Origin of the sequence: Acidomonas methanolica, from assembly GCF_004346035.1 — a bacterium.
GTDB lineage: Bacteria > Pseudomonadota > Alphaproteobacteria > Acetobacterales > Acetobacteraceae > Acidomonas > Acidomonas methanolica.
On record NZ_SLZN01000008.1, the window covers coordinates 75,244 to 96,096 of the forward strand.

The 20,853-nt window shown below is 64.4% G+C and carries 19 protein-coding genes; 9 read left to right on the forward strand and 10 right to left on the reverse strand.

Translation table 11 applies throughout. From position 1 onward, the window contains the following. Positions 1–80 precede the first annotated feature (80 nt). The 6 genes from lepA to efp form a co-directional block, all read right to left on the reverse strand. Positions 81–1,883 carry a translation elongation factor 4 gene (gene lepA, locus EDC31_RS08360; protein WP_042061075.1) on the reverse strand — a complete coding sequence of 601 codons (1,803 nt, stop codon included), beginning with the start codon at positions 1,881–1,883 and terminating at the stop codon, positions 81–83. A gap of 205 nt (positions 1,884–2,088) precedes the next feature. Then, positions 2,089–3,093: a peptidoglycan -binding protein gene (locus EDC31_RS08365; protein ID WP_042061062.1), complete on the reverse strand. Its 1,005-nt coding sequence runs from the start codon at positions 3,091–3,093 to the stop codon at positions 2,089–2,091. 7 nt (positions 3,094–3,100) lie between these two features. Beyond that, positions 3,101–4,276, reverse strand: a complete 1,176-nt coding sequence (locus EDC31_RS08370; protein ID WP_042061064.1) for a hypothetical protein — start codon at positions 4,274–4,276, stop codon at positions 3,101–3,103. Next, a complete protein-coding gene (locus EDC31_RS08375) occupies positions 4,273–5,022 on the reverse strand; it encodes an OmpA family protein (protein ID WP_132127000.1) in 750 nt (249 codons plus the stop codon). The genes EDC31_RS08370 and EDC31_RS08375 overlap by 4 nt, the downstream gene beginning before the upstream one ends. Before the next feature lie 63 nt (positions 5,023–5,085). Beyond that, positions 5,086–5,916, reverse strand: a complete 831-nt coding sequence (locus tag EDC31_RS08380) for an inositol monophosphatase family protein (protein ID WP_042057444.1) — start codon at positions 5,914–5,916, stop codon at positions 5,086–5,088. Between the two features lie 66 nt (positions 5,917–5,982). After that, positions 5,983–6,549, reverse strand: a complete 567-nt coding sequence (efp, locus tag EDC31_RS08385) for an elongation factor P (protein ID WP_042057446.1) — start codon at positions 6,547–6,549, stop codon at positions 5,983–5,985. 241 nt (positions 6,550–6,790) lie between these two features. Here efp and EDC31_RS08390 point away from each other — a divergent pair, with 241 nt between their 5' ends. Beyond that, positions 6,791–7,060, forward strand: coding sequence for a carboxymuconolactone decarboxylase family protein (locus tag EDC31_RS08390; protein WP_239641600.1), 270 nt, complete (start codon positions 6,791–6,793; stop codon positions 7,058–7,060). A 54-nt stretch (positions 7,061–7,114) separates the two neighbouring features. On the opposite strand, the gene EDC31_RS08395 is transcribed toward EDC31_RS08390, so the two are convergent. Beyond that, entirely contained in the window at positions 7,115–7,732 is a 618-nt protein-coding gene (locus EDC31_RS08395) for a YqgE/AlgH family protein (protein WP_042057450.1), read from the reverse strand. 138 nt (positions 7,733–7,870) lie between these two features. Here EDC31_RS08395 and EDC31_RS08400 point away from each other — a divergent pair, with 138 nt between their 5' ends. The 5 genes from EDC31_RS08400 to EDC31_RS08420 all read left to right on the forward strand — a co-directional run bounded on the left by EDC31_RS08400 (position 7,871) and on the right by EDC31_RS08420 (position 11,049). After that, positions 7,871–8,626 carry an SDR family NAD(P)-dependent oxidoreductase gene (locus EDC31_RS08400; protein WP_042057452.1) on the forward strand — a complete coding sequence of 252 codons (756 nt, stop codon included), beginning with the start codon at positions 7,871–7,873 and terminating at the stop codon, positions 8,624–8,626. Beyond that, positions 8,619–9,533 carry a PPK2 family polyphosphate kinase gene (locus tag EDC31_RS08405; protein ID WP_042057489.1) on the forward strand — a complete coding sequence of 305 codons (915 nt, stop codon included), beginning with the start codon at positions 8,619–8,621 and terminating at the stop codon, positions 9,531–9,533. Before EDC31_RS08400 ends, EDC31_RS08405 begins: the two co-directional genes overlap by 8 nt. Before the next feature lie 34 nt (positions 9,534–9,567). Then, entirely contained in the window at positions 9,568–9,990 is a 423-nt protein-coding gene (locus EDC31_RS08410; RefSeq protein WP_042057454.1) for a hypothetical protein, read from the forward strand. Between the two features lie 169 nt (positions 9,991–10,159). Further along, positions 10,160–10,390 (forward strand): (2Fe-2S)-binding protein, encoded by a 231-nt coding sequence (locus EDC31_RS08415; protein WP_186820001.1) that lies wholly within the window; start codon positions 10,160–10,162, stop codon positions 10,388–10,390. 53 nt (positions 10,391–10,443) lie between these two features. Further along, complete coding sequence (locus EDC31_RS08420) at positions 10,444–11,049, forward strand: hypothetical protein (protein ID WP_042057458.1); 606 nt, start codon at positions 10,444–10,446, stop codon at positions 11,047–11,049. On the opposite strand, the gene bfr is transcribed toward EDC31_RS08420, so the two are convergent. Both bfr and EDC31_RS08430 read right to left on the reverse strand, forming a co-directional pair. Further along, a complete protein-coding gene (gene bfr / locus EDC31_RS08425) occupies positions 11,040–11,528 on the reverse strand; it encodes a bacterioferritin (RefSeq protein ID WP_042057461.1) in 489 nt (162 codons plus the stop codon). The genes EDC31_RS08420 and bfr overlap by 10 nt on opposite strands. 98 nt (positions 11,529–11,626) lie before the next feature. Then, entirely contained in the window at positions 11,627–13,393 is a 1,767-nt protein-coding gene (locus EDC31_RS08430; protein WP_042057464.1) for a DEAD/DEAH box helicase, read from the reverse strand. Positions 13,394–13,567: 174 nt separating this feature from the next. Here EDC31_RS08430 and EDC31_RS08435 point away from each other — a divergent pair, with 174 nt between their 5' ends. Beyond that, a complete protein-coding gene (locus EDC31_RS08435; RefSeq protein WP_158310318.1) occupies positions 13,568–15,715 on the forward strand; it encodes an FUSC family protein in 2,148 nt (715 codons plus the stop codon). A gap of 26 nt (positions 15,716–15,741) precedes the next feature. Here the strand turns inward: EDC31_RS08435 and EDC31_RS08440 are convergent, their stop codons facing one another. Further along, positions 15,742–16,296 carry a helix-turn-helix domain-containing protein gene (locus EDC31_RS08440; protein ID WP_052511793.1) on the reverse strand — a complete coding sequence of 185 codons (555 nt, stop codon included), beginning with the start codon at positions 16,294–16,296 and terminating at the stop codon, positions 15,742–15,744. 617 nt (positions 16,297–16,913) lie between these two features. On the opposite strand from EDC31_RS08440, the gene EDC31_RS08445 reads away from it, so the two are divergent. Next, on the forward strand, positions 16,914–19,115 hold the full coding sequence (locus tag EDC31_RS08445; RefSeq protein ID WP_132127001.1) for a glycosyltransferase: 2,202 nt from the start codon (positions 16,914–16,916) through the stop codon (positions 19,113–19,115). Beyond that, positions 19,078–20,853: a glycosyltransferase family 4 protein gene (locus tag EDC31_RS08450; protein ID WP_042057468.1), complete on the forward strand. Its 1,776-nt coding sequence runs from the start codon at positions 19,078–19,080 to the stop codon at positions 20,851–20,853. The genes EDC31_RS08445 and EDC31_RS08450 overlap by 38 nt, the downstream gene beginning before the upstream one ends.

Genomic DNA, 20,853 nt, shown 5'->3' on the forward strand with positions numbered 1-20,853 from the left:
TCGTCCCTGATAGGCTTCGTTATGACGGTTTCCGGCGCGTGGAGTTCTCCTTTTGGCGCGATCGTCCTGTCAGGGAATGCTCAATCCATCTTGAGCGCGGCCAGGAACGCGCTCTGGGGGATCTCGACCTTGCCGAACTGGCGCATCCGCTTCTTGCCCTCTTTCTGCTTTTCCAGGAGCTTGCGCTTGCGACTGATGTCGCCGCCATAGCATTTGGCCGTCACGTCCTTGGACAGCGCGCCGATGGTTTCGCGGGCGATCACGCGCGAGCCGATGGCGGCCTGGATGGCGATCTTGAAAAGCTGGCGGGGGATGAGATCCTTGAGCTTGATGCAGATGGCGCGCCCGCGCGTCTCGGCGACGGAGCGGTGCGCGATGAAGGCCAGCGCGTCCACCGGCTCCTGATTGACGAGGATGGAGATGCGCACGAGATCGCTCTCCTCGTACTCGTCCATCTGATAATCGAAACTGGCATAGCCGCGGGTGAGCGATTTCAGCCGGTCGTAGAAATCGAACACCACCTCGTTGAGCGGCAGCTTGTACACCGCCATGGCGCGGTTGCCGACATAGGTAAGGTCCAACTGCACGCCGCGCCGCTCCGAGCAGAGGGTCAGCACGGAGCCGAGATATTCGTCCTGCACGAGGATGGTGGCCTTGATCCACGGTTCCTCGATGGTGGCGATCTTGCCGGAATCCGGCATGTCGGCGGGGTTGTGCAGCTCTTCCTTCGTGCCGTCCGTCAGCGTCATCTTGTAGACGACGGAGGGGGCGGTCGCGATCAGGTCGAGGTCGAATTCGCGCGAGAGGCGCTCCTGGACGATCTCCAGATGCAACAGGCCGAGGAAGCCGCAGCGGAAGCCGAAGCCGAGCGCCGCCGAGGTTTCCGCCTCGAAATGGAAGGAGGCGTCGTTCAGCCGAAGCTTGGAGAGCGAATCGCGCAGCTTGTCGAAATCATCGGCATTGACGGGGAAGAGACCGCACCAGACCACCGGGATCGAGGGCTTGAACCCGGCGAGCGGGGCCGCGGCGGGGTGACGGTCCAGCGTCACCGTGTCGCCCACCGCCACATCGGCCACCGTCTTGATCGCGGCGTTGATGAAGCCCATCTCGCCGGGGCCGAGCTCGTCCACATTCGTCATCTTGGGCAGGAACACGCCGACCTGATCGACGTGATAGGTCGAGCCCGCCTGCATCATGCGGATGCGGTCGCCGCGCTTGACCGTGCCGTTCACGACGCGGATGAGGATGATGACGCCGAGATAGGGGTCGTACCAGCTATCGACCAGCAATGCCTGGAGCGGGGCCGCGCGGTCGCCCTTCGGCGGGGGCAGGCGGGTGACGAGGGCTTCGAGCACGCCCGCGATGTTCAGCCCTGTCTTGGCCGAGACCTCCACCGCGTCATCCGCCGGGATGCCGATGACTTCCTCGATCTGCGCGCGCGTGCGCTCGACATCCGCCGCCGGGAGATCGACCTTGTTGAGCACGGGGACGATCTCGTGTCCCGCGTCGATGGCCTGATAGACATTGGCGAGCGTCTGCGCCTCGACGCCCTGGGACGCGTCCACCACCAGCAGCGAGCCTTCGCAGGCGGCGAGCGAGCGGCTCACCTCATAGGCGAAATCCACATGGCCCGGCGTGTCCATGAGGTTGAGGATGTAGGTCTTTCCGTCCTTCGCCGGATAGGTGAGGCGGACGGTCTGCGCCTTGATGGTGATGCCGCGCTCCTGCTCCAACTCCATGGAATCGAGCACCTGATCCTTCATCTCGCGCTCGGTCAGCGCGCCGCAGGCCTGGATCAGCCGGTCGGCAAGTGTGGATTTCCCGTGGTCGATATGGGCGATGATGGAGAAGTTGCGGATGAGGGCGAGCGGTGTGGCGGTCATGGCGCGATACATAGAGCAAGTCGCGCCGGGAGGAAATCGGGTCCTGCACGGGTTTGATCGGCGGTGCTTCGATACAGGGCTCTCCCCTGCATCCGCGAAAGGGCGGTTGCCCTTTCGCAACGCTTGACGTCAACGGCGCGGGGTCAAAAAGCGCGACATTGCCGGGAACGCCGGTTCCCGTACAACCGCCTTTGAAGCTCCGTGTTCAGCGATCCGTCAGGCGGAACTCGATGCGGCGGTTGCGGGCATAGGCGGCCGAGGTGTCGGCGTTGTCCAGCGGCTGGTAGTCGGAGAAGCCCGTTGCGGCGAGGTGATGGGGGTCCACGCCCTCGGCGATCAGCAGCTTGACGACGGTGATGGCGCGTTCCGACGAAAGTTCCCAGTTGCTCGGGAATCGACTGTGGATCGGCTGCTTGTCGGCGTGGCCGTCCACGCGGAGAATCCATGGGATATCCGGCGGGATCTGGCGGGCCACCTGCTTGAAGGTCTGGGCGAGGGCTTTGATCTCCTCGACGCCTTCAGGCGTGAGGTCGGCGCTTCCCTCCGGGAAGAGGACCGAACTCTGGAAGACGAAGCGGTCTCCCACGATTTCGACGCCTTTCTGGTTCTTGAGCAGGTCACGCAGGCGGCCGAAGAATTCCGACCGGTATTTCTGAAGCTGGTTCACCTTGTTCGCGAGGGCGATGTTCAGCTTGTTGCCGAGATCGGCGATCTGCAGATCCTTGGCGGAGCTGTCCTTCTTCGCGGCCTCCAGCGCCTGGGCGATGGCCTGAAGCTGGGTGTTGAGCTGGCTGAGTTCGGTCTTGAGCTGGGCGATGGAGGCCTGATCGGCTTTCGCGGTGTCGCCCGCCGCGGTCAGCGCCTGATCCTTCTGCGCCATCAGGCCGTTCAGCGCGGCGATCTGGGCGGCCAGCGCATCCGCCTGCGTCTTGACCTTGTCGCGTTCGACCGTGAGCGAGGCCACCATGTTCCCCAGCTTCTGGTTCTGGTTTTCGGTCAGGGAGAGGGTGCGCTGGAGTTGCGCCAGTTCGCCCGAGAGCGCGTCCAGCGCGTGGGTACGGCGGCTCAGCGCGACCGAGAGGAATTGCTGGCCGAGCACGAAGACGAGCAGGACGAAGGTGACGACCATGAGCAGCGTGGACAGCGCGTCCACGTAGCCGGGCCAGGCATCCAGGCCGCCATGGGTCGAACGGCGGATTCGGCGGGCCACGGCGCGGTCAGCCCTGCGCCCCGCCGGGCGCGGCGGGGTTCGTCGTGCCCGTGCTCGCCGCGATGGTGCGGGCGAGGACGCGCAGGTCGTTGCGGATTTCGCCGCTCATATGAGCGCGGCCTTCATGGAGTTCCTGGATCAGCCGGACGAGATGGCCCTCGATGCGGGCGAATTGTTCGCGATTGGCGCGGGCGTCCTCGAAGGCGCTGGTGCCGGGCGTGGAGGCCTCGCCCACCTGCTTGAGGAAGGGAACCAGCGCCACCTGGGCCTCGGCCACGCGGGTCATGAGCATCTGGTTGGCGGTGAGCAGTTCCGTCATGCCGCGCAGGCGCTCCTGCAAACCGTCGAGAAGCTGCGTCTGACGCACGCGGCCTTCCTCGCCGCGCGAGACGGCATTTTGCAGCGTTTCGAGATTTTCCGCCGTCTGCTCCAGCAGGGCCTGCACATAGGCGGGAATCGGCGCCTCGGAAAGGTCCGGTCCCGCGCCGCCGAAGCGCGTCACCCCGGCCAGCCATTCCTCGAGCTCGTTGAAGAAGCGGTTCTGCGCCTGTCCGGCGGTCAGGTCGAGGAAGCCAAGCACCAGCGCGCCCGCGAGACCGAACATCGAGCCGGAGAAGGCGGTGGACATGCCGTGCAGCGGCTGGGCGAGGCCGCTCTTCAACTGGCCGAACATCGCATCGAGATTGCCGCTGCCGACCGACATGCCGCCGATCACGTTGGCGATGGAGCTGACCGTCAGCAGCAGGCCGTAGAACGTGCCGAGCAGACCGAGGAAGATCAGCAACTGTGTCATGTAGCGTGAGATTTCACGCGATTCGTCCATGCGGGCGGAGAGGCTGTCCAGCATCACCTGGGTCGCCTGGGTGGAGAGCGAGAACCGGTCCGTGCGGTTGCGGGAGGCCAGCATGGACGCCATCGGCGCGAGCAGGCGCGGCGGGCTCGGCGGTGCGAGGCCGGTGCGCGGCTGGCGCAGCATCTCGACCCATTTCACCTCCGGCATCAGCCTCTGCACGGTGCGGAGGTTCCAGACGATGCCGATGAACAGGATGGCGAGGATGAGGCCGTCGAGGATCGGGTTGCTGAAGAAGGCGGCATAGAGCGTCTGCCGCAACATCGCGCAGGCGCCGCCGACGGCGGCAAGGAAAATCACCATGCGGAGGAGAAAGAGCGTGGGTTTCGTCACGGCGTGGCTTTCGCGGGCGAGGAAGGGGGGACGGCGCCGAATTGCGCCTGTTCGGGTCCGGCGGGGACTGTGCCGGAGGCGATGAGATCGAGGCGGTCGGGCGTGCTCGCGTCGCCATGTGGCGGCAGGCCGATGGCGCGGGGGTAGATGCGGGTGGTGGCGACGCCCTCGTTCACCAGCACGGCGCGGACGGTCAGCGCGCGCGCCAGCGCCACGCGACGCGAGGTGGAGCGGTCATCTTCGCTCCCCGCCGCATAGGCGAGCAGGGAAATCCGCCGGGTGGGCTCGGTGGCGAGCGTCTTCGCCAGGGCGGTCAGCGCGTCGAGGCTCGCGGGGTTGAGGTTGGCGCTGCCTGAGCCGAAGGTCAGACGCATCCCGTCCGGCTCGGTCTCCGCGCTGCCCGGGGCGCCCGCCACCGGCTTGACCGGCGTCGGCGGCACCGGCGGATAAGTCTGGACCGCAACGGCGGGGGGGGGGATGACAACGGGCGCCGGCGGCTGCGGCGGGACGTCGGGCGGAGTCACCGATGCGGTGGAGGTCCTGCGTGGCTCCATATGCGAGGCGGCGGCATGGGACGTGGCGGCGGACGTGGCGGGCGGCCTGCGCGGCGGCGCGGCCGCCCGCGCCGCCGGAGGAGAGGCGGGGGCGGCGGGGAGCGCGTCGATATTGGTCGATACCTGCGCGTACGCCCCCGCGGTGAATGCGGAGGGGGCGGCGAGGAGCAGGGCGGGAAGCAGCCGTTTCATGACGGGCGCGATCCTAAACGCCCGTGGCGGGGAAGAGCAATGCCCTCTCCCCGTTTCGTTAGATCATGCCTGCCGATTGAGCGCTTCGTGAACGACGCCGCGCAGCGGACCGTGAAGATGTGTGTTGCCCGCCACCACGTTCACGTCGTCGTCAAGATCGGTGATCTCGTGACCGTCGGGATCGGTCGCGTAGCCGCCCGCCTCGCGGACCAGGAGCAGCCCGGCCGCCACGTCCCAGCCTTTCAACCCGAATTCCCAGAATCCGTCATATCGTCCCGCCGCCACCCATGCGAGGTCGAGCGCCGCCGCGCCGAAGCGGCGAATCCCCGCGACCTGCGGCATGAGCGCGCCGAGCGCGCGGGCGAAGGGCAGGCGGCGCTGGGCGGGCACCCTGGCGAAAGGGATGCCGGTGGCGAAGAGCGCCTCGCCCATGTTGCGCCGCGCGGAGACGCGGAGGCGCCGGTCGTTGAGGAAGGCGCCCACGCCTTTTTCCGCCCAGAACATCTCGTCGGCCACGGGATTGTAGACGATGCCCGCCGCCATCTCGGTCTGGCCGTCGGACAGGCGGCGCTGGAGGCCGATGGAGATCGCCCAGTGCGGAATGCCGTGCAGGAAGTTCGTCGTCCCGTCCAGCGGATCGACGATCCAGCGCCACGTCCAGTTGTCGCTGCCGGACGCGCCGCTTTCCTCCATGAGGAAGCCGTAGCCGGGACGGGCGCGGTCCAGCTCCTCGCGGATCACTTTCTCCGCGCGCAGATCGGCCTGCGAGACGAAATCGCCCGGCCCCTTGACGCTGACCTGAAGCTGCTCGACCTCCGCGAAATCGCGGACGAGGCGCTTGGCCGCCTTGGCCGCGGCGGTCTGCATGATGGTCATGTGCGGCGAGAGGCGCATGGCGTGGGGTTCCGGTTCATGAGGTCGAAAGAGCGAAAGGCGGGTCGAGGGGCCGAAAGGGCGGGATCAGTCCTTCGCGCGTTCCACATAGGAGGCGTCGTCCGTGCGGATGACGACCCGTTCGCCGGCCTCGATGAAGGGAGGCACCATGGTCTTGACGCCGTTGGACAGCTTGGCGGGCTTGTAGGAGGAGGAGGCCGTCTGGCCCTTCACCACCGGATCGGCCTCGACGATTTCCAGCACGACGCTGGGCGGCAGGGAAACGCCGACCGGGTCGCCCTCCACCAGCTTGACGTTGAGGGGCATGTTGTCCTGGAGGAACGGAAGCTGGTCGCCGAACAGATCCTTCGGCAGCATGACCTGATCGAAGCTCTCCGGGTCCATGACGACGATGTTGTCGCCTTCCTCGTAGGAGTACGTGTAGTCCTTGTCCTCGGTCATCAGGCGCTCGACCGTGTCGGCGGTGCGCCAGCGCTCGTTGGTCTTGTTGCCGGTCTTGAGGTCGCGCATCTCGACCTGGATGAACGCGCCGCCCTTGCCGGGGGTGATGATCTGCTGTTTCAGCACGGTCCAGCGGCGGCCGTCATGCTCGATGACCTGGCCGGCGCGGATGAGGTTCGCCTGCTGCTTCATTAATATGTTTCCCGGATCTGGAATGGCGCGCATGGTACGCGGAATGACGCGGGCTTCTAACGCTCCGAGGCCGGAAGGGCAAGCGGAACGCGCTCTTCAAGCTGTGAACCGCGCGGGCCTTCACGCGATTATAGGATCGCCGGTATCATGAACCGCCGGGGCTGGCTTCATGCCGGGTCCGTTTTCGCGAAAGGGTGCGCTTGACATGTATGACATGAAAAACCTCGAGAAACTCCAGACGATGAACACAGCGGCCGAGCCGGGGATGAAGGCGTTCTGGTCGTTCAACGAGGCGGCATTCGCGCCCGGCGCCCTGGATGTGCTGACCAAGGAGCTGATCGCGCTGGGCGTCGCGCTGACGACGCAGTGCCCCTATTGCATCGAGCTGCACACCCAGGCCGCGCGCAAGGCCGGTGCGACGGATGCGCAGCTGAGCGAGACGGGGCTGGTCGCCGCCGCCATCCGCGCCGGCGGGGCGATCACCCACGCGACGCATATGTTCAAGGGCTGAAAGCGCCGTTCCGGGCGGGGTTTCGGGCCCCGCCGGACCATCGGAGCCCGTCTTTCAGGCGTGCCCGACGGCGTCGGGCATGGCGAGCGGGTCCAGATCCAGACTCGCCAGCGCCCGCCGCCATTTGGCGCCGTGATCCGCGCCGAAGATCAGTTCGGATGTCGGCTGGACGACGAACCAGGCGTTCCCGTGGATGAGTTCGTTCTCCAGTTGGCCGGCCTCCCAGGCCGCATGACCCAGGGCGAGCAAGGCCCGGCGCGGACCCTCTCCCGCGGCGATCCGGCGCAGCACGTCGAGATCCGCGCTCAATCGCGTGTCCTCGTTGATGGCGATGCTGTCTTTCCCCGACCAGTCGGCGGAATGCAGCACGAATCCGCGATGAGGGTCGAGCGGGCCGCCATTGCAGATGCCGATCCTGCGGCGGGGAGGAGTCGGCTCGATTCCGAGCTGCTCGAACAGCGCGTCCTGTCCCGGCTGGGCCTGTCGCTTGTTGACGATGACGCCCATCGCTCCGCTCTCCGCCGTATGGAGGCAGAGATAGATGACGCTCCGGGCGAATTCCGTGTCGGAAAGGGAAGGGCTGGCGACGAGAAGCAGGCCGGCCAGGCTGTCGGCGTCTGGGGCGGCATCTGAATTGTCGGGAACCGGGGTGTCGGAAGAACGGGCCGTCATGTATCCTTATTTCGGCAAGTTGCGACGAATTTACAAGATTCGCCCGATCGGCTTTGCCAGAATCAGTCACGTTTCATCGGCCGGGGGGCAACGCCGCCCAGCATATGATGTGGCGCGACAGTGTGGAAGGGAGAACGCATGGCGATCATTCTGGTGACGGGGGCGACGGCGGGTTTCGGCCAGGCCATCGCGCGCCGTTGCGTCGCCGACGGGCATCGCGTGATCGCCACCGGGCGTCGCGCGGAGCGGCTGGCGGCCCTGCGCGACGAACTCGGCGCGGATCACTGCCTGCCCGTCACCCTGGATATGCTGGATCGTCCCGCCGTGTCCGCTCTCCCTGAAACGCTTCCGGAAGCCTGGCGCGAGATCGACGTGCTGGTGAACAATGCCGGTCTGGCGCTCGGGATCGGTCCAGCGCAAGATGCCGAATGGGCGGATTGGGAGACGATGATCGGCACCAATGTCATCGGTCTGGCCGCGCTGACGCGGGCGGTGCTGCCGGGGATGGTCGCGCGCGACAGGGGTTATGTCATTTCGATCGGCAGCATCGCGGGCACCTATGCCTACAAGGGCGGGAACGTCTATGGCGCGACTAAGGCCTTCGTGCGGCAGTTCATGATGAACCTGCGGACGGATCTGCTCGGAACCCGCATCCGGGTGACGGATATCGAGCCGGGATTGTGCGGGGGGAGCGAGTTCAGCAACGTGCGGCTGCGTGACGACGGGCGGGCGGCGGCCGTCTACAAGGACACCACGCCGTTGACGCCGGAGGATATCGCGGAGACCGTCTCCTGGCTGACCGGATTGCCGCCGCATATGAATGTGAACCGGATCGAGATGATGCCGGTCTGTCAGGCGCCGGCGGGTCTTGCGGTGGATCGCGGCCTTGGCTGAGGACGATCCCATCGGCAAGGCCGTCGCCGGTCTGGTCGCGCGGTACCGCGTGACCGACGGGGAGAAATTCCGTATCGTCGACCATGCGACGGACGACAAGGCGGGGCTGGACAAGGTGACCGCCAAGCGTTTCGTCAAGGCGCGCAGGCATCATCTGGCCGTCCTGCAGGAGAATTTCGCGGCGGCGCGGACACGCGGGATCGTCGTGGTGTTGCAGGGCATGGATACGGCGGGAAAGGACAGTCTCATCCGCCATGTCATGAGTGGGATGAATCCGCAGGGCACCGATGTCACCTCCTTCAAGGCGCCGACGCCGGAGGAGCAGGCTCATGACTTCCTGTGGCGGGTTCATGCGGCGGCGCCCCCGCGCGGGAAGGTCGGGGTGTTCAATCGCAGCCATTATGAGGACGTGCTGGTCGCGCGGGTTCACGCCGAACGGCTGGCGATGGACGGCCTGCCGGGCGATCCGTCGCATCCCGAATTCTGGGACAGGCGGCTGGAGGATATCCGGCATTTCGAGCAGTACATGACGCGGCAGGGGTTCTTGTTTCTCAAGATATTCCTGCATATTTCCTTCGACGAGCAGCGCAGGCGCATCCTGCGGCGGCTGGACCGTCCCGAGAAGCGCTGGAAGTTCGATGAGGGCGATCTGGTCGAGCGGCAGTTCTGGCCCCGCTATCAGGTCGCGTATGAGGAGGCGATCCGGGCGACGGCGACGGAAGACGCGCCATGGCTGGTGGTGCCGTCCGATCACAAATGGCTGTCGCGTCTGGTCACGATGGAGGCGCTGGTCGGGTGTCTCGAATCGCTGAATCCCGAGCCGCCGCCGGCCACGTCCGATCTGGTCAGAAAGATCGCCGAGTTTCGCAGGGCGTTGGAAAAGGACACGATCGTTCATCCCGCCTGACAGAAAAACCGACCCGAGAGGAAAAGGACAAGGCATGAAAAGCCGCAACGCATTGATGGCCGTCATGATGCTCGGCGGATCGCCGATGACGACGGCGATGGCCGCCCAACTGGCGGAGACTCCGTCCTCTCGCCTGCCCGTCACGCCGGAACGGGGAGGCGCGGGCTATCACCATGCCGACGAGCAGGAACTGAACCGGCGGACGCAGGAGGTCGAGCATCTGAAGGCGCGGCGCGATTCCGCGACAGGTGCGGAGCGCGCGCATCTGGACAAGCAGATCGCGGCGCAGCAGAGCCGGATCGCGGAGCTGAACGAGGCGCGCCAGAAGCACATGGATTACATCAAGGGCGCGGACCAATATCGCCGGACGGTGGCGGGACCCGGGCGACGGGCGGCGGGAACGCCGTCGCTTCTGCCCGGGCCCGCGCCGAAAGGGCCTTACCCCGCTCCGAAATAGGCGGGGCCGGGACTGGCCGGAGACCGGAATCCTGAGGCGGGGCGGAGAGAGTTTTGGGATTGCCGTGTCGTAATTAAGAATTTGTCGCATTTGGTATTGCGACTCCTTCCCATTCCGAGTTAGGACTCGTCTGTCCGGGGCATCTGCATCTCATGACGGAATGGGCCGAATGATTGTTTGTTCCTGCAATGCGCTGACCCACCACGATGTCGAACATGCAGTGGAGGGCGGGGCGTCGCGGCCGGCGGAAATCTATGCCGCGCGCGGGTGCCGCGCAGAGTGTGGGAATTGCGTTCCGGGCGTGGTCTGTATGCTGCGCGAGATTCGCGATGCGCGCCGGGCCGTGATGGCCGCCGCCCGTCGGGCCGTCATGACGACGGAGGCTGCGGCCTGTCACTGAAACCCGTCTCCGGTTCACGGCTGCGTGAAGGAGCGAGGGAAAGGAGGCGTGCCATGAGCGATGTGCGATTGATCGACCTCTCCTGTAGCGAGAGGCTGACGCTCTGGGTGATCCGCCGTTTCGCGCGCGAGCGGAGTTCGCGATGCGCCGGGCAGATGTGTCTCATGAAAGGGATTTTCTGGCCCTGTTTCGGGGAGGATTTCGACGGCGTCGCGGAAGTGCTGGCCGAGGCGTTCGCGCGCCATGCCGGGTCGCATAACGCGCCGATCGCGGTCGGCGAGGCCGGCGCGCCTGTGCTGACGGCGGTGGAGGTGAGCCTGCTCGCGGCGACGGCCTGCATCCAGACGGGCGAGGACGAGATGGCGCGGGCCTGTCTGGCCGCCGCTTTCGACGGACGTGGCGGTGTGTTCCTCTCCGCCGTGACATTGCTCGCCACGCGGCTCGCCTGTGCCGGGCACTGGCTGCCCGCCGAGCATCGGGCGTGGGGGGATGGCCAGTGCTTCGGGGTGGAACAGGAGCGCTGGACGGATCGGGCGGAGGGCCCGGAGCGGATCATCGGCGCCGCGGCGCTCGGAACGGTGCGGCGGCAGGCTGGTCCGCCGCTCGCGCGGAGCTATGTCATGTGGCCGCGGTCGCGCGGCTTTCCGTCCTATTCCTGATCGGGCGCGGGGGCGGCGTTGAGCTGGATATAGCGCTCGATGCCGATCTGCTTGATGAGGTCGAACTGGCGGTCCAGATAATCCTCGTGCTCTTCCTCATTGTCGAGGATCTTCAGCAGCAGGTCGCGTGAGACGAAATCGCGCACGCTCTCGCAATAGGCGATGCCCTCGCGGAGATCGGCCAGCGCCTTTTCCTCCAGCTTGAGGTCGCATTTGAGGATTTCCTCGACGTTCTGGCCGATCATGATGGTGTTCAGCCGCTGAACGTTGGGCAAACCGCCGAGATAGAGGATTCGTTCGATCAGCCAGTCGGCGTGATGCATCTCCTCGATCGATTCCTCGTATTCCTTCTTGCCCAGAAGGGTCACGCCCCAGTGCCGCAGGGTGCGGGCGTGAAGGAAATACTGGTTGATCGCCGTCAGCTCGTTGGTGAGCTGCGTATTGAGATGCTCGATGACTTTCGGGTCTTTGACGGGCATGACTCCCCTCCGTGACGGTATGGTTCAAATTCGGTCTGCCGGCGCGCAGAGTGTCGCAAACCGGCGATGTTGGCCAGCGAGAAAAAGTCGCGGCGGGATCAACCCCGCTTGCGCGAGGATGCCTTGCCTTTTCCTGCCGTCGCGGGGCCGTTCCTGCGGACCGGCCCGCGTCCGGGTGCCGCGTTCTTGCGGAAAGGCGGACGTCCCCCGTCGCGACGCGGCGGACGGGCCGCTCCCGCCTCTGGCGCAGACGCGGGTTCGATGCGCGCCTCGTCGGCGTCCTGTCCCTCGATGCAGGCGCGGAAACGCTCCGCGCTGTCGGCGGCGATCTCGAACAGCGTGTGGTCGCCGTTGATGCGGATGGAGCCGATCTCGCGCTTGGTGACGTTGCCCAGGCGGCAGATCAGCGGGATCAGCCATTTCGGGTCGGCGCGCTCGCTGCGGCCGATCGAGAGGCTGAACCATTCGCCGCCCTGGGCATGCTCGTCATGTGCGTCATGCGCGCGCGCCGGGCGGTCCGTGCGGGCAGGGCGCGCGGGGGCCTCGACGCTCACGGGGCGGATATGTTCCACGCGCGGAAGGCGGGACTGCCAGAGGCGGGCGAGGGCCGTGGCGAGCCCATGGGCGTCATGCGCCTCGGCCAGGCGGGAAGCCAGCTGGTCCTCGGCGGCGCTGGACGGGGCGAAGAGCGTTTCGTCCTCGAGAAGCCTCGTGGCGTCGCGCTCGTGAATGGCCTCGGCCGTCGGTATGGCGATCCATTCGGCATTGGTGATCTTCGCCATGGCCAGCAGCCGCTCCGCCTTGCGGCGCTGGGTCATCGGCACCATGAGCACGCTCGTGCCCTTGCGCCCCGCCCGGCCCGTGCGGCCCGAGCGATGCAGCAGGGTGGCGGGGTCGCTGGGGAGATTGCCGTGGATGACGAGGCTGAGGGCGGGAATGTCGATGCCGCGGGCGGCGACGTCGGTGGCGACGCAGACGCGCGCGACACCGGAGCGCAGCGCCTCGATGGCGCGGCTGCGCTCGTTCTGCCCCATCTCGCCGGAGATGGCGACCGAGGCGAACCCGCGCGCGAGCAGCGCGGCCTGCACGTCGGCGACCATGGCGCGGGTGTTGCAGAAGAGCAGCGCCGTCGGGCTCTCGTGATAGCGGAGCACGTTGATCACCGCGCGGCCGAGATCGCTCGGCGGCGTCACGACGCATTCATAGGCGATGTCGGCATGCTGCTTCGCGCCGGAGGCCGTGTCGATACGTTCCGCGTTCTTCTGGTAGCGCCGGGCGAGTGCGGCGATGTCCCGCGCGATCGTCGCGGAGAAGAGCAGGGTGCGGCGGGACTCCGGCGTGGCGTCCAGAAGCTGTTCGAGCTCTTCTCGGAAGCCCATGTCCAGCATCTCGTCCGCCTCGTCGAGCACCACGGCGCGCAGGCCGGAGAGGTCGAGTGTGCCGCGGGACAGGTGATCGCAGAGGCGGCCGGGCGTGCCGACGACGATATGCGCGCCGTTCCCCAGCGCGCGGGCCTCGCGCCTGGCGTCCGTGCCGCCGATGCAGCTCGCGATGCGCGCGCCGGCTTCCGCATAGAGCCACTGAAGCTCGCTTTGCACCTGCATGGCGAGTTCGCGCGTCGGCGCGATGACGAGAGCGAGCGGATGTTCCGTCGGCGGCAGGCGCTCGGCCCCTTCGGGAAACAGGGTCGGCGCGATGGCCAGGCCGAAGGCGACGGTCTTGCCCGAGCCGGTCTGGGCGGAGACCAGCAGGTCGCGCTCCTCCAGCCCGGGGCGCAGGACGGCGTCCTGCACCGGGGTCGGTGTCTCATAGCCGCGCGCGACGAGGGCGCGGCTCAGGGAAGGAACGGTAGCGGGGAAACTCATCAGGCTCGGACTCTGTCTGCAACTGGAAAAGGGGCGTATGGAGGATGCTGCATAGAGGCGATGGCGCGCAAAAGCCAGATGAAAGCGTGACGCGCCCCGGAAACTATGCTGCCCTGGGGAGTGCGACGTCTTGGGGGCGCGACGCGGCGCGCGGGCTCGTGTAGGTTGACGCCGATGTCCGCACGTATCGTATCAACTGGCCGGAGCGCGTTGCGCGCGCTGGCCGCGGAATGGCCGCTGGCCTGGCTCTGGAACCCCGATATGTCGGCGCTGCTCTTCGCGGTGCGGAACACGATCGCGTCGCTGGTGGCGTTGTGGATCGCCTTCGCCATGGAACTGAGCGAGCCGCAATGGGCGGCGATGACGGTGTGGATCGTCGCGCAAGGGTCGCGGGGGGAAAGTCTTTCGAAAGGGCGGTGGCGGATCGTCGGCACGGCGGCGGGCATGGTGGCGGCGATTCTGATCATCGCCTGTTTCCCGCAGCAGCCCTGGCTGTTCCTGCCCGCTCTGGCAATCTGGGCGGGACTCTGCGCGGGGCTGGCGACGCTGGTGCAGAATTTCCGCTCTTACGCCTTCGTGCTCGCCGCCTATACGGGGGCGATCATCGCGATGGATTCGAGCGCGCATCCCGGCACCGTGTTCTCCGTGGCGATGGATCGCGGCACCTATATCGTCATCGGCGTGATCTGCGAGATGGTGGCGGGGCTGCTCTTCGCCGCCGGGCTTGACGCGCGGGCGCGGCGCTTCATGCGGGCGGAGCTGCTCTCGGCCATCGCTTCTGCCACGGCGACGCTGGCCGACATATTGCGCGGGAGCACGCCGCCGGAGAACGACGTGCGCGCCGTCTTCAGCCGGACGCTGGCCCTGAACGACCAGATGGAGTTCATCGCGGTCGAGATCGGGCGGCGCGACCGGCAGGTGGTCTGCGCCTATGAGACGATCGGGCTGATCTCCCGTCTCATGTCGCGGGCTCTGGGGATGAGGGCGCGGTTGCGCGCGGTGCCGGATCGGTCGGCGCTGTCGGAGGAGGTGATCGGCGCGGCGGCGACGCTGCTGGAGGGCATGGCGGCGCGGCTGGCCGATCCGGCGGAGGTGGCGGGCGTGCGGGCGGAGATCGACGCGCAGGCCGAACTCTGCCATCGGGCGGAGGCGCGGACGATCGCCGTTGAGAATGCGGCGGAGGGGGACGAGGCGGGGCGCGAGCAGGCCATTCGCGACCGTGTGGCCTTGCAGGGGCTCGCTTTTCTCCTGCGTGAATATCAGAGGCTGCTCACCTGTTTCGCCGCCGATCCCGCTGCGTTGGCGGCGCCGGGGCGCTACAGGCTGAAGGCGCTGCCCAACTGGCGCGCGGCCTGGCATAACGGCGTGCGGGCGACGGCGGCGATCCTCATCGCAGGGATGGTCTGGGAGATGACGGCCTGGACGAACGGGGCGGTCTTCGTCTCGCTCGTCGCGGTGGTGTGCGGGCGTTTCGCGGCGGTGGAGAATACGGTTCTGGCGAGCAACCGCTTCTTCTACGGTGCCTGCTGGGCGGTTCTGGCGTCGATCGTCCCTGTTTTCTTTCTCATTCCGCTGGCGGACGGCTTCGGCGCGCTCACCCTTGCTATCGCGCCCTTCATGCTGCTGGGCGGGCTGGCGCTGCGAAATCCCGCGACGCAAAGCCAGGCGGCGTCCTACTCCATGTTCTTCCCCGTCATGCTCGGATTGGGCAATGCGACGAAGATGGCGGATTTGACGTGGTTCAACACGGCCGTCACGCTGCTGCTGAGTCTGGGCGGCGGCGTGCTGGTGTTCAAATGCGTGCTGCCGTTCGACGAGTATCGCGTCTGCATGGTCATGCGCCGCCGGACGCTGGGCGGGTTGCGGCGCATCCTGCGCGGCGGGCGTCATGCGCCGGATGATGCCGACTGGGTGGGGATGATCACGCAGTCCATGCAACGGCTCATCCGCTATGCCGGATTGCAGGTCACGCCGGTCTTCGACACGTATCTGGGCGGGGCGCTGGCGGTGATGACGATGGGGCGCAATCTTCTGGCCCTGCGGGCGCGGTCGGTCGCGCTTCCCCCCGAAGCGCGGGCGGAGATCGAGACGATGATGGCGCGGCTTTGTGGAAGCGGGGTGACGCTGGGCCATCTGCGCGAGGAAGTGGCGCGCGTGCTCGGGGTGCTGCGGCGGATGGAGCATGACGATACGGGGGAAGAGCAGCGCAGCGATCTCACCCAGGCTCTGGGTTCGCTGCTCATCGTCAGCGTCGAACTCGATCGCAACGAGGCGTTTCTGGACGACCGGCTCTTCGCGAACGCCATGTTGCGGCGGGCGTGAACCGGGTGGCCCGGGGCGGCTGGTCGTCAGGCCTGCCGGGTGAGGGTCTCGGCGAGGCGCTGGAGCTTGAGTTTGAGTTCGGGGGAGAGCGTGCGATAGAGGCCAAGCAGATCCGCCTCGTCCGCCGTGACGGTCATGGACGTCTCCGCCTCCACCATGCCGGTCAGGAAGAAATCGACCGGCACGCCGAAAATCTCCGCCAGGGTGGGGACGTGTTTGCGCGTGCTGCTGCTCCGTCCCGTTTCCAGCGCGGCGACGGCGGAGCGGGACAGTCCCAGTTTCTCGGCGAGATCCTCCTGGGTCATGCCATGCGCCTTGCGCAGGGAGACGATCTTCTTGGCCAGTTCCGCGGAAGGGGAGACTTTCTCGCCGGTATTGCCGACGAGGCTGACATCGTTTTCGCGAATCCAGCGCCGGAACAATTGCTGGCTGACCATTTGGGACGCTTCGCCCGGAGGCGCCGCCAGATCGCACGTGTAGGAGACTATACCCTTCACGAGATCGACGATGCGTCGGGACGGCACGGCGGAAGAGGACGGCTGCCAGATCTGGCCGGGCTGGATGAGAATACGGGATGCCATCCCGGCATTTTGTCAGGAACGTCCTGTTTCCGCTAGGGTCTGATCGTTTCGGGCCGCCGTGCGCCGTGGGGGGCACGGCGTCGCCGTTGGTCAGGCGGCGTGGCGACGCTTTCCTGACGTCCTTTCCCGTGACGAAATCCGTGTCCGAGCGCTTTGACGCCACCCTGCGGAAGACACGTTATCGCCCGATCTGCGGACGCGACCATGAAGATCGGTCTAGACAATATCACCACGATGGGCTGAAAATATTCCTGATTAAAATGATCGGAGATTCTTAAATGTTTTTATCTCGTAGCGGATGGCGCGCCATTTTTACGAAGAATTTTTGGTAGGGCATGCAATAAAAACAGTATATCATCCTGCGTATCACTTGAATCTGTGCGGTCGCTCATGGAAACAATACGTCTCCAGCCCCTTCATATTGCCGGGGGTTGGCAAGCGTCGCAAATTCAGGTCGAATGCGCACACGTCATATTCCCGCCCGAAGAAGTGAATGGCATGCTTTCATATAACGGATCGACAGACATCAGATAGAGAAGTTACCAAGTTATGAAATGATGACATCAAAATATCACGACAATTTTTATTGTATTCTATGGGCTTTGGGAGAGCTTTAGGTGCGTTTGGCAATATTATCCATCGGCATGGCGGAAAAGAATGACTCCGTGTGCAATGATGTCGCCCACCATTATAGAGTTCTGTCATCGCGAAATACGAATGACGGCACGGTCCGCCTCTTTGCCGGCAGTTACGACCCGTCAGCTTTTCCTGACCTTCCGGTCGAAAATGCATCAGCCTTCGAAAAATGGCTGACTGAAGAGCCTGAGACTGTCGTTCTGTTTCATTACTGCGATAGTCGCTCGCCCTTCGATGATTTTCTGCGCGAAAAATGTCAACGCGTCATTATCCGCTGGTACAACGCCACCCCGCCTTGGTTCACGTTCGGCGTGCAGAACCAGAACGCGCACCATGCACTGCTCGGTTACGAAAACATCATCCAATTCATTAACCGCACCCATGTGTCTTTCTGGGCGAACTCCGCCTTTACGCGCGATCAGCTCGTCGCCTTGGGCGCCGCGCCGGAGCGGTGCCACATCGTCTTTCCGGCGAGTCGTTACCTGACCCTTCCTGTTGCCAGCGGTCAGAACATGGCGGACCAAAAGCGGCATGATAAAGATACGGTCGATCTTCTCTTTGTCAGCGATGTCGTTGCGCATAAGGGCCACCTGAATGCCATCGCCGTGGCCGAGCGCGCGCAGGAGATCATTGGCCGGAAAGTCAGGCTGCACATCGTCGGCAAAGGCCTCGATGAGCCGAGCGCCTTCTCCGCGCGTTTGCGACTGGCCATAGAGGATGCCCGGGCAGACATCATCGTTCATGGCCCGGTTTCCGACGATGCCCTCGTTCACCTCTATCAAACCGCCGACATCTTCGTTTGCGTGTCCGAACATGAGGGTTTCGGGCTTCCGGTCTTCGAAGCCATGCGCTACCAGCTGCCCGTCATCGCGTGGGCGGCCACGGCTTTTCGTGAACTCCTTGCAGCGCACCCGTTCGCTTTTCCAAACTTCGATCTGGACCTCTTTGCGGCTGCCATCGGCGCTTTGGAAACACCGAGCGTCAGAAACCGCCTTCTCGAAATTCAGTATGCGGTTCTCCAGACCTATTCATCAGATATTTTGAAAGACCAGATTCTCACCGCCCTCGCCGCACAGGAAAGTCGCTGGGGCCAACCGGTTCCGGATGATCTGTCGCGTCCCGCAATTCGTTACCTGCCCCGGGCTGCCAATGCGATTGACGTGGCACGTTCGTCTTTATACGAACGTTATCGGCATGGTTTTGACGCAAACCTGACCTTTGACTCCCACATGAACGTCACCTCTCTCCATGATCTGAGGATGTTCAAGGATTACTTGACGCAGGGCAGAGAACTTGTCCGCGTCCTTACAGTGCCGGCGCATGAACCCTCCGTCACTTTCCGGCCGGAGGAATTCTCCATGTGCAAGGGCGTTTATACCAGACTGCCGGAAGAGAAAGCCAAACCGCCTGCACCAATTGCCGTCGAGGCCGATCACTTGATTTTCGGGCCCTATGCTCAAATGCCGCCCGGGCAATATCGGGCGACGTTACATGCCACGATAAAGATCCTTTCCGAAAAGGACGTTCCATTCGAAATCGATGTGAATTCAGACGGCCAACAGGTCGCGAGCCGGATCGTTACACTGCCCCCTGGCGAGCACACGGATCATGCCCCGATTCCCTTCACGCTTGTTGGTGATGCGCCGAGGGTCGAAATTCGGCTGCGAGCCGTCGACGCGTTTGAGGGCAACGTCATTTTCTCCGGCATCACTCTCGCGCAAACGGAGGGAAGCGGGAATGCCATCGTTACAACGCCCTCGTCTGGAGCCCATCGCTGGCTGACGCGTCTCCCCGCATTCGGACCTTTGGCTCAACTTTCCAGCAAGAGACAGGCGAAATCCCTGTTCCGCAAGGGGGATGCCGCCAGAGACAGCGGAGCATGGGCGGAAGCGGCCCGTTTCTACGATATGGGTCTCCATCTCGAACCCGACCGATATGCCTATATCATGCAGGCGGCCCAGATGCACGAAGAGGCGGGGAACCTCGAAGCGGCCCGTACCCTTTACAGCCGGGCCCTGAGCCTGCTGCCGAACGACGCCGATCTGTGTCTGCGGATCGGTCATTTTTACAAACGATCCGGTGATGCAATAATGGCGCGGCAGTTCTATTTGAAGGCTCTGAGCGTCTACGGTTCCGTTGCAACCGATGCTGGTGCGGAATTGCTCGCGCTTCCGCCGCTCTGACTTTATCAAGGTCTCCTTCACCATGAAACTTGCGTTCCTCGTTCAGGGACTGTTCGAAAAGAGCGACTCGATCGGTTTCGACTGCGTGTATGAATACAAGCGGGCCATCAATCTCTTCGCCGACGCCGGGAGCGATATCCGTATCTTTGCCGAACGCTTCGACCTTGCGCGTCATCCCGACGTCCCTGTCGAGGGCCTTGAGGCCTTCCATGAATGGTGTGCAAAAAATCCCGAAGGTACCGTCGTTTATCATTATTGCGGCGCCTGGAGAGAAATGGATGCGTTTCTGACAGATCGACCGACGCCCTCTGTCATTCGCTGGCACAACAACACGTCGCCCTGGTTCTATTTCTCCAAGGAAATCTATCTCGTTCACACGCTCGAAGGTTTCGAGAATATCGTCGCGATCGCGGACAAGCCGAATCTGTTCTTCTGGGTCAATTCACTGTTCACACGCGATCAGTTTATCGCATTGGGAGGTCAGGCTTCCCGCTCGGCCGTCGTCTACCCGGCCAGCCGATATCTGGAAAACACATTCGACCGGCGGAGGCCGGAGCGCCGGTTTGCCCCGGACGGCGTGATCAACATGCTCTTCGTCGGCCGCGTCGTGCAGCACAAGGGCCACAAATCCATTATCTCGGTCGCCGAGCGCGTGCGTCAGGAAACAGGCAAACCAGTCGTCGTGCGCTTCGCCGGGCGTGAAGACGACGTCAAGAGCGAGATCGAAAATCACGCAGGCAATCATCCTGACGTCGAAACTGTCTTCCATGGAGAAGTATCCGACTCGGAACTGGAAGAGCTGTATCGAATTTCCGATGTCTTCCTCTGCCTGTCCGAGCACGAAGGCTTCGGCCTTCCGGTTTTTGAGGCGATGCGTTGCGGGCTGCCGACCATCGTCTGGTCGACAACCGCCCTGCGTGAACTGATGGTCGATCATCCGCTGGGGTTCCATTATTACGATCTGAACATGTTCGCTGCCGCCGTCATCGCCTTGCAGGATGAAACAGTCTACAAGACAGTCCTCGCGGCTCAGGAGCGCGTCCTGGAGTCCTATACGGAGGAAATCGTGGACGCGCAGATACTGGATGCGCTGGCATTGCTTCAGCGCGGAAGCACGACTCATATCCAGGCCGCTCTTCCCGCCGCGCTTCGGGCAGAACCCGAGCTTGCGCATGCCGTTATGGAGCAGATGCAAAAAGGGGAATCAACGCCGACAGTTGTACAGCCCGCCATCCGTGACAGCGGTTACAATCTTTTTTCGCGATATGACATCGAGACATTCCGAAAATTCTTCGATCGCGCGGAGCGTCTGCGGTTCGCGCAGTTCGAAAACTTCAAGAACGGCGGCAATTATCGGCTGGAGCCGCGCGAATTTCGCCATCACAATGGCAAGCTGGAAGGTGACATCCTCCGGTTCGCTTTCGGTCGTTACCCTAACGGCCACCTGATCTTCGGGCCCTACCGGGATTTTCCGCTCGGCGACTATACCGTCACCTTTGATCTTTCCGTCATCAGCCGGAACCTCAAGAAAATCGTTGTGGACGTCAACTCGCGCGACAAGGGTCTGATCATCCAGCGTGCCATTTCGCTCGCCAATCTTTCGACGACAATGCCAAGCCTGCGGTTCCGCTGTGACAGCACGGAGGATGAGTTCGAATTCCGCGTCAAGGCGAAACAGGCTTTTGATGGAGAAATCGTGTTTCGCGGGGTATTGCTGCGCCAGACATCTTCACACTGA

Bases quoted from the DNA above. Each gene is read 5' to 3' on its own strand.
- lepA (WP_042061075.1), bottom strand. From the start codon at position 1,883: ATGACCGCCACACCGCTCGCCCTCATCCGCAACTTCTCCATCATCGCC.
- EDC31_RS08450 (WP_042057468.1), top strand. From the start codon at position 19,078: ATGCTGGTGCGGAATTGCTCGCGCTTCCGCCGCTCTGACTTTATCAAG.
- EDC31_RS08380 (WP_042057444.1), bottom strand. From the start codon at position 5,916: ATGCGCCTCTCGCCGCACATGACCATCATGCAGACCGCCGCGGCCAAG.
- efp (WP_042057446.1), bottom strand. From the start codon at position 6,549: ATGAAGCAGCAGGCGAACCTCATCCGCGCCGGCCAGGTCATCGAGCAT.
- EDC31_RS08430 (WP_042057464.1), bottom strand. From the start codon at position 13,393: ATGAGTTTCCCCGCTACCGTTCCTTCCCTGAGCCGCGCCCTCGTCGCG.
- EDC31_RS08400 (WP_042057452.1), top strand. From the start codon at position 7,871: ATGGCGATCATTCTGGTGACGGGGGCGACGGCGGGTTTCGGCCAGGCC.
- bfr (WP_042057461.1), bottom strand. From the start codon at position 11,528: ATGCCCGTCAAAGACCCGAAAGTCATCGAGCATCTCAATACGCAGCTC.
- EDC31_RS08435 (WP_158310318.1), top strand. From the start codon at position 13,568: ATGTCCGCACGTATCGTATCAACTGGCCGGAGCGCGTTGCGCGCGCTG.
- EDC31_RS08395 (WP_042057450.1), bottom strand. From the start codon at position 7,732: ATGACGGCCCGTTCTTCCGACACCCCGGTTCCCGACAATTCAGATGCC.
- EDC31_RS08410 (WP_042057454.1), top strand. From the start codon at position 9,568: ATGAAAAGCCGCAACGCATTGATGGCCGTCATGATGCTCGGCGGATCG.
- EDC31_RS08390 (WP_239641600.1), top strand. From the start codon at position 6,791: ATGAACACAGCGGCCGAGCCGGGGATGAAGGCGTTCTGGTCGTTCAAC.
- EDC31_RS08420 (WP_042057458.1), top strand. From the start codon at position 10,444: ATGAGCGATGTGCGATTGATCGACCTCTCCTGTAGCGAGAGGCTGACG.
- EDC31_RS08440 (WP_052511793.1), bottom strand. From the start codon at position 16,296: ATGGCATCCCGTATTCTCATCCAGCCCGGCCAGATCTGGCAGCCGTCC.
- EDC31_RS08415 (WP_186820001.1), top strand. From the start codon at position 10,160: ATGATTGTTTGTTCCTGCAATGCGCTGACCCACCACGATGTCGAACAT.
- EDC31_RS08375 (WP_132127000.1), bottom strand. From the start codon at position 5,022: ATGAAACGGCTGCTTCCCGCCCTGCTCCTCGCCGCCCCCTCCGCATTC.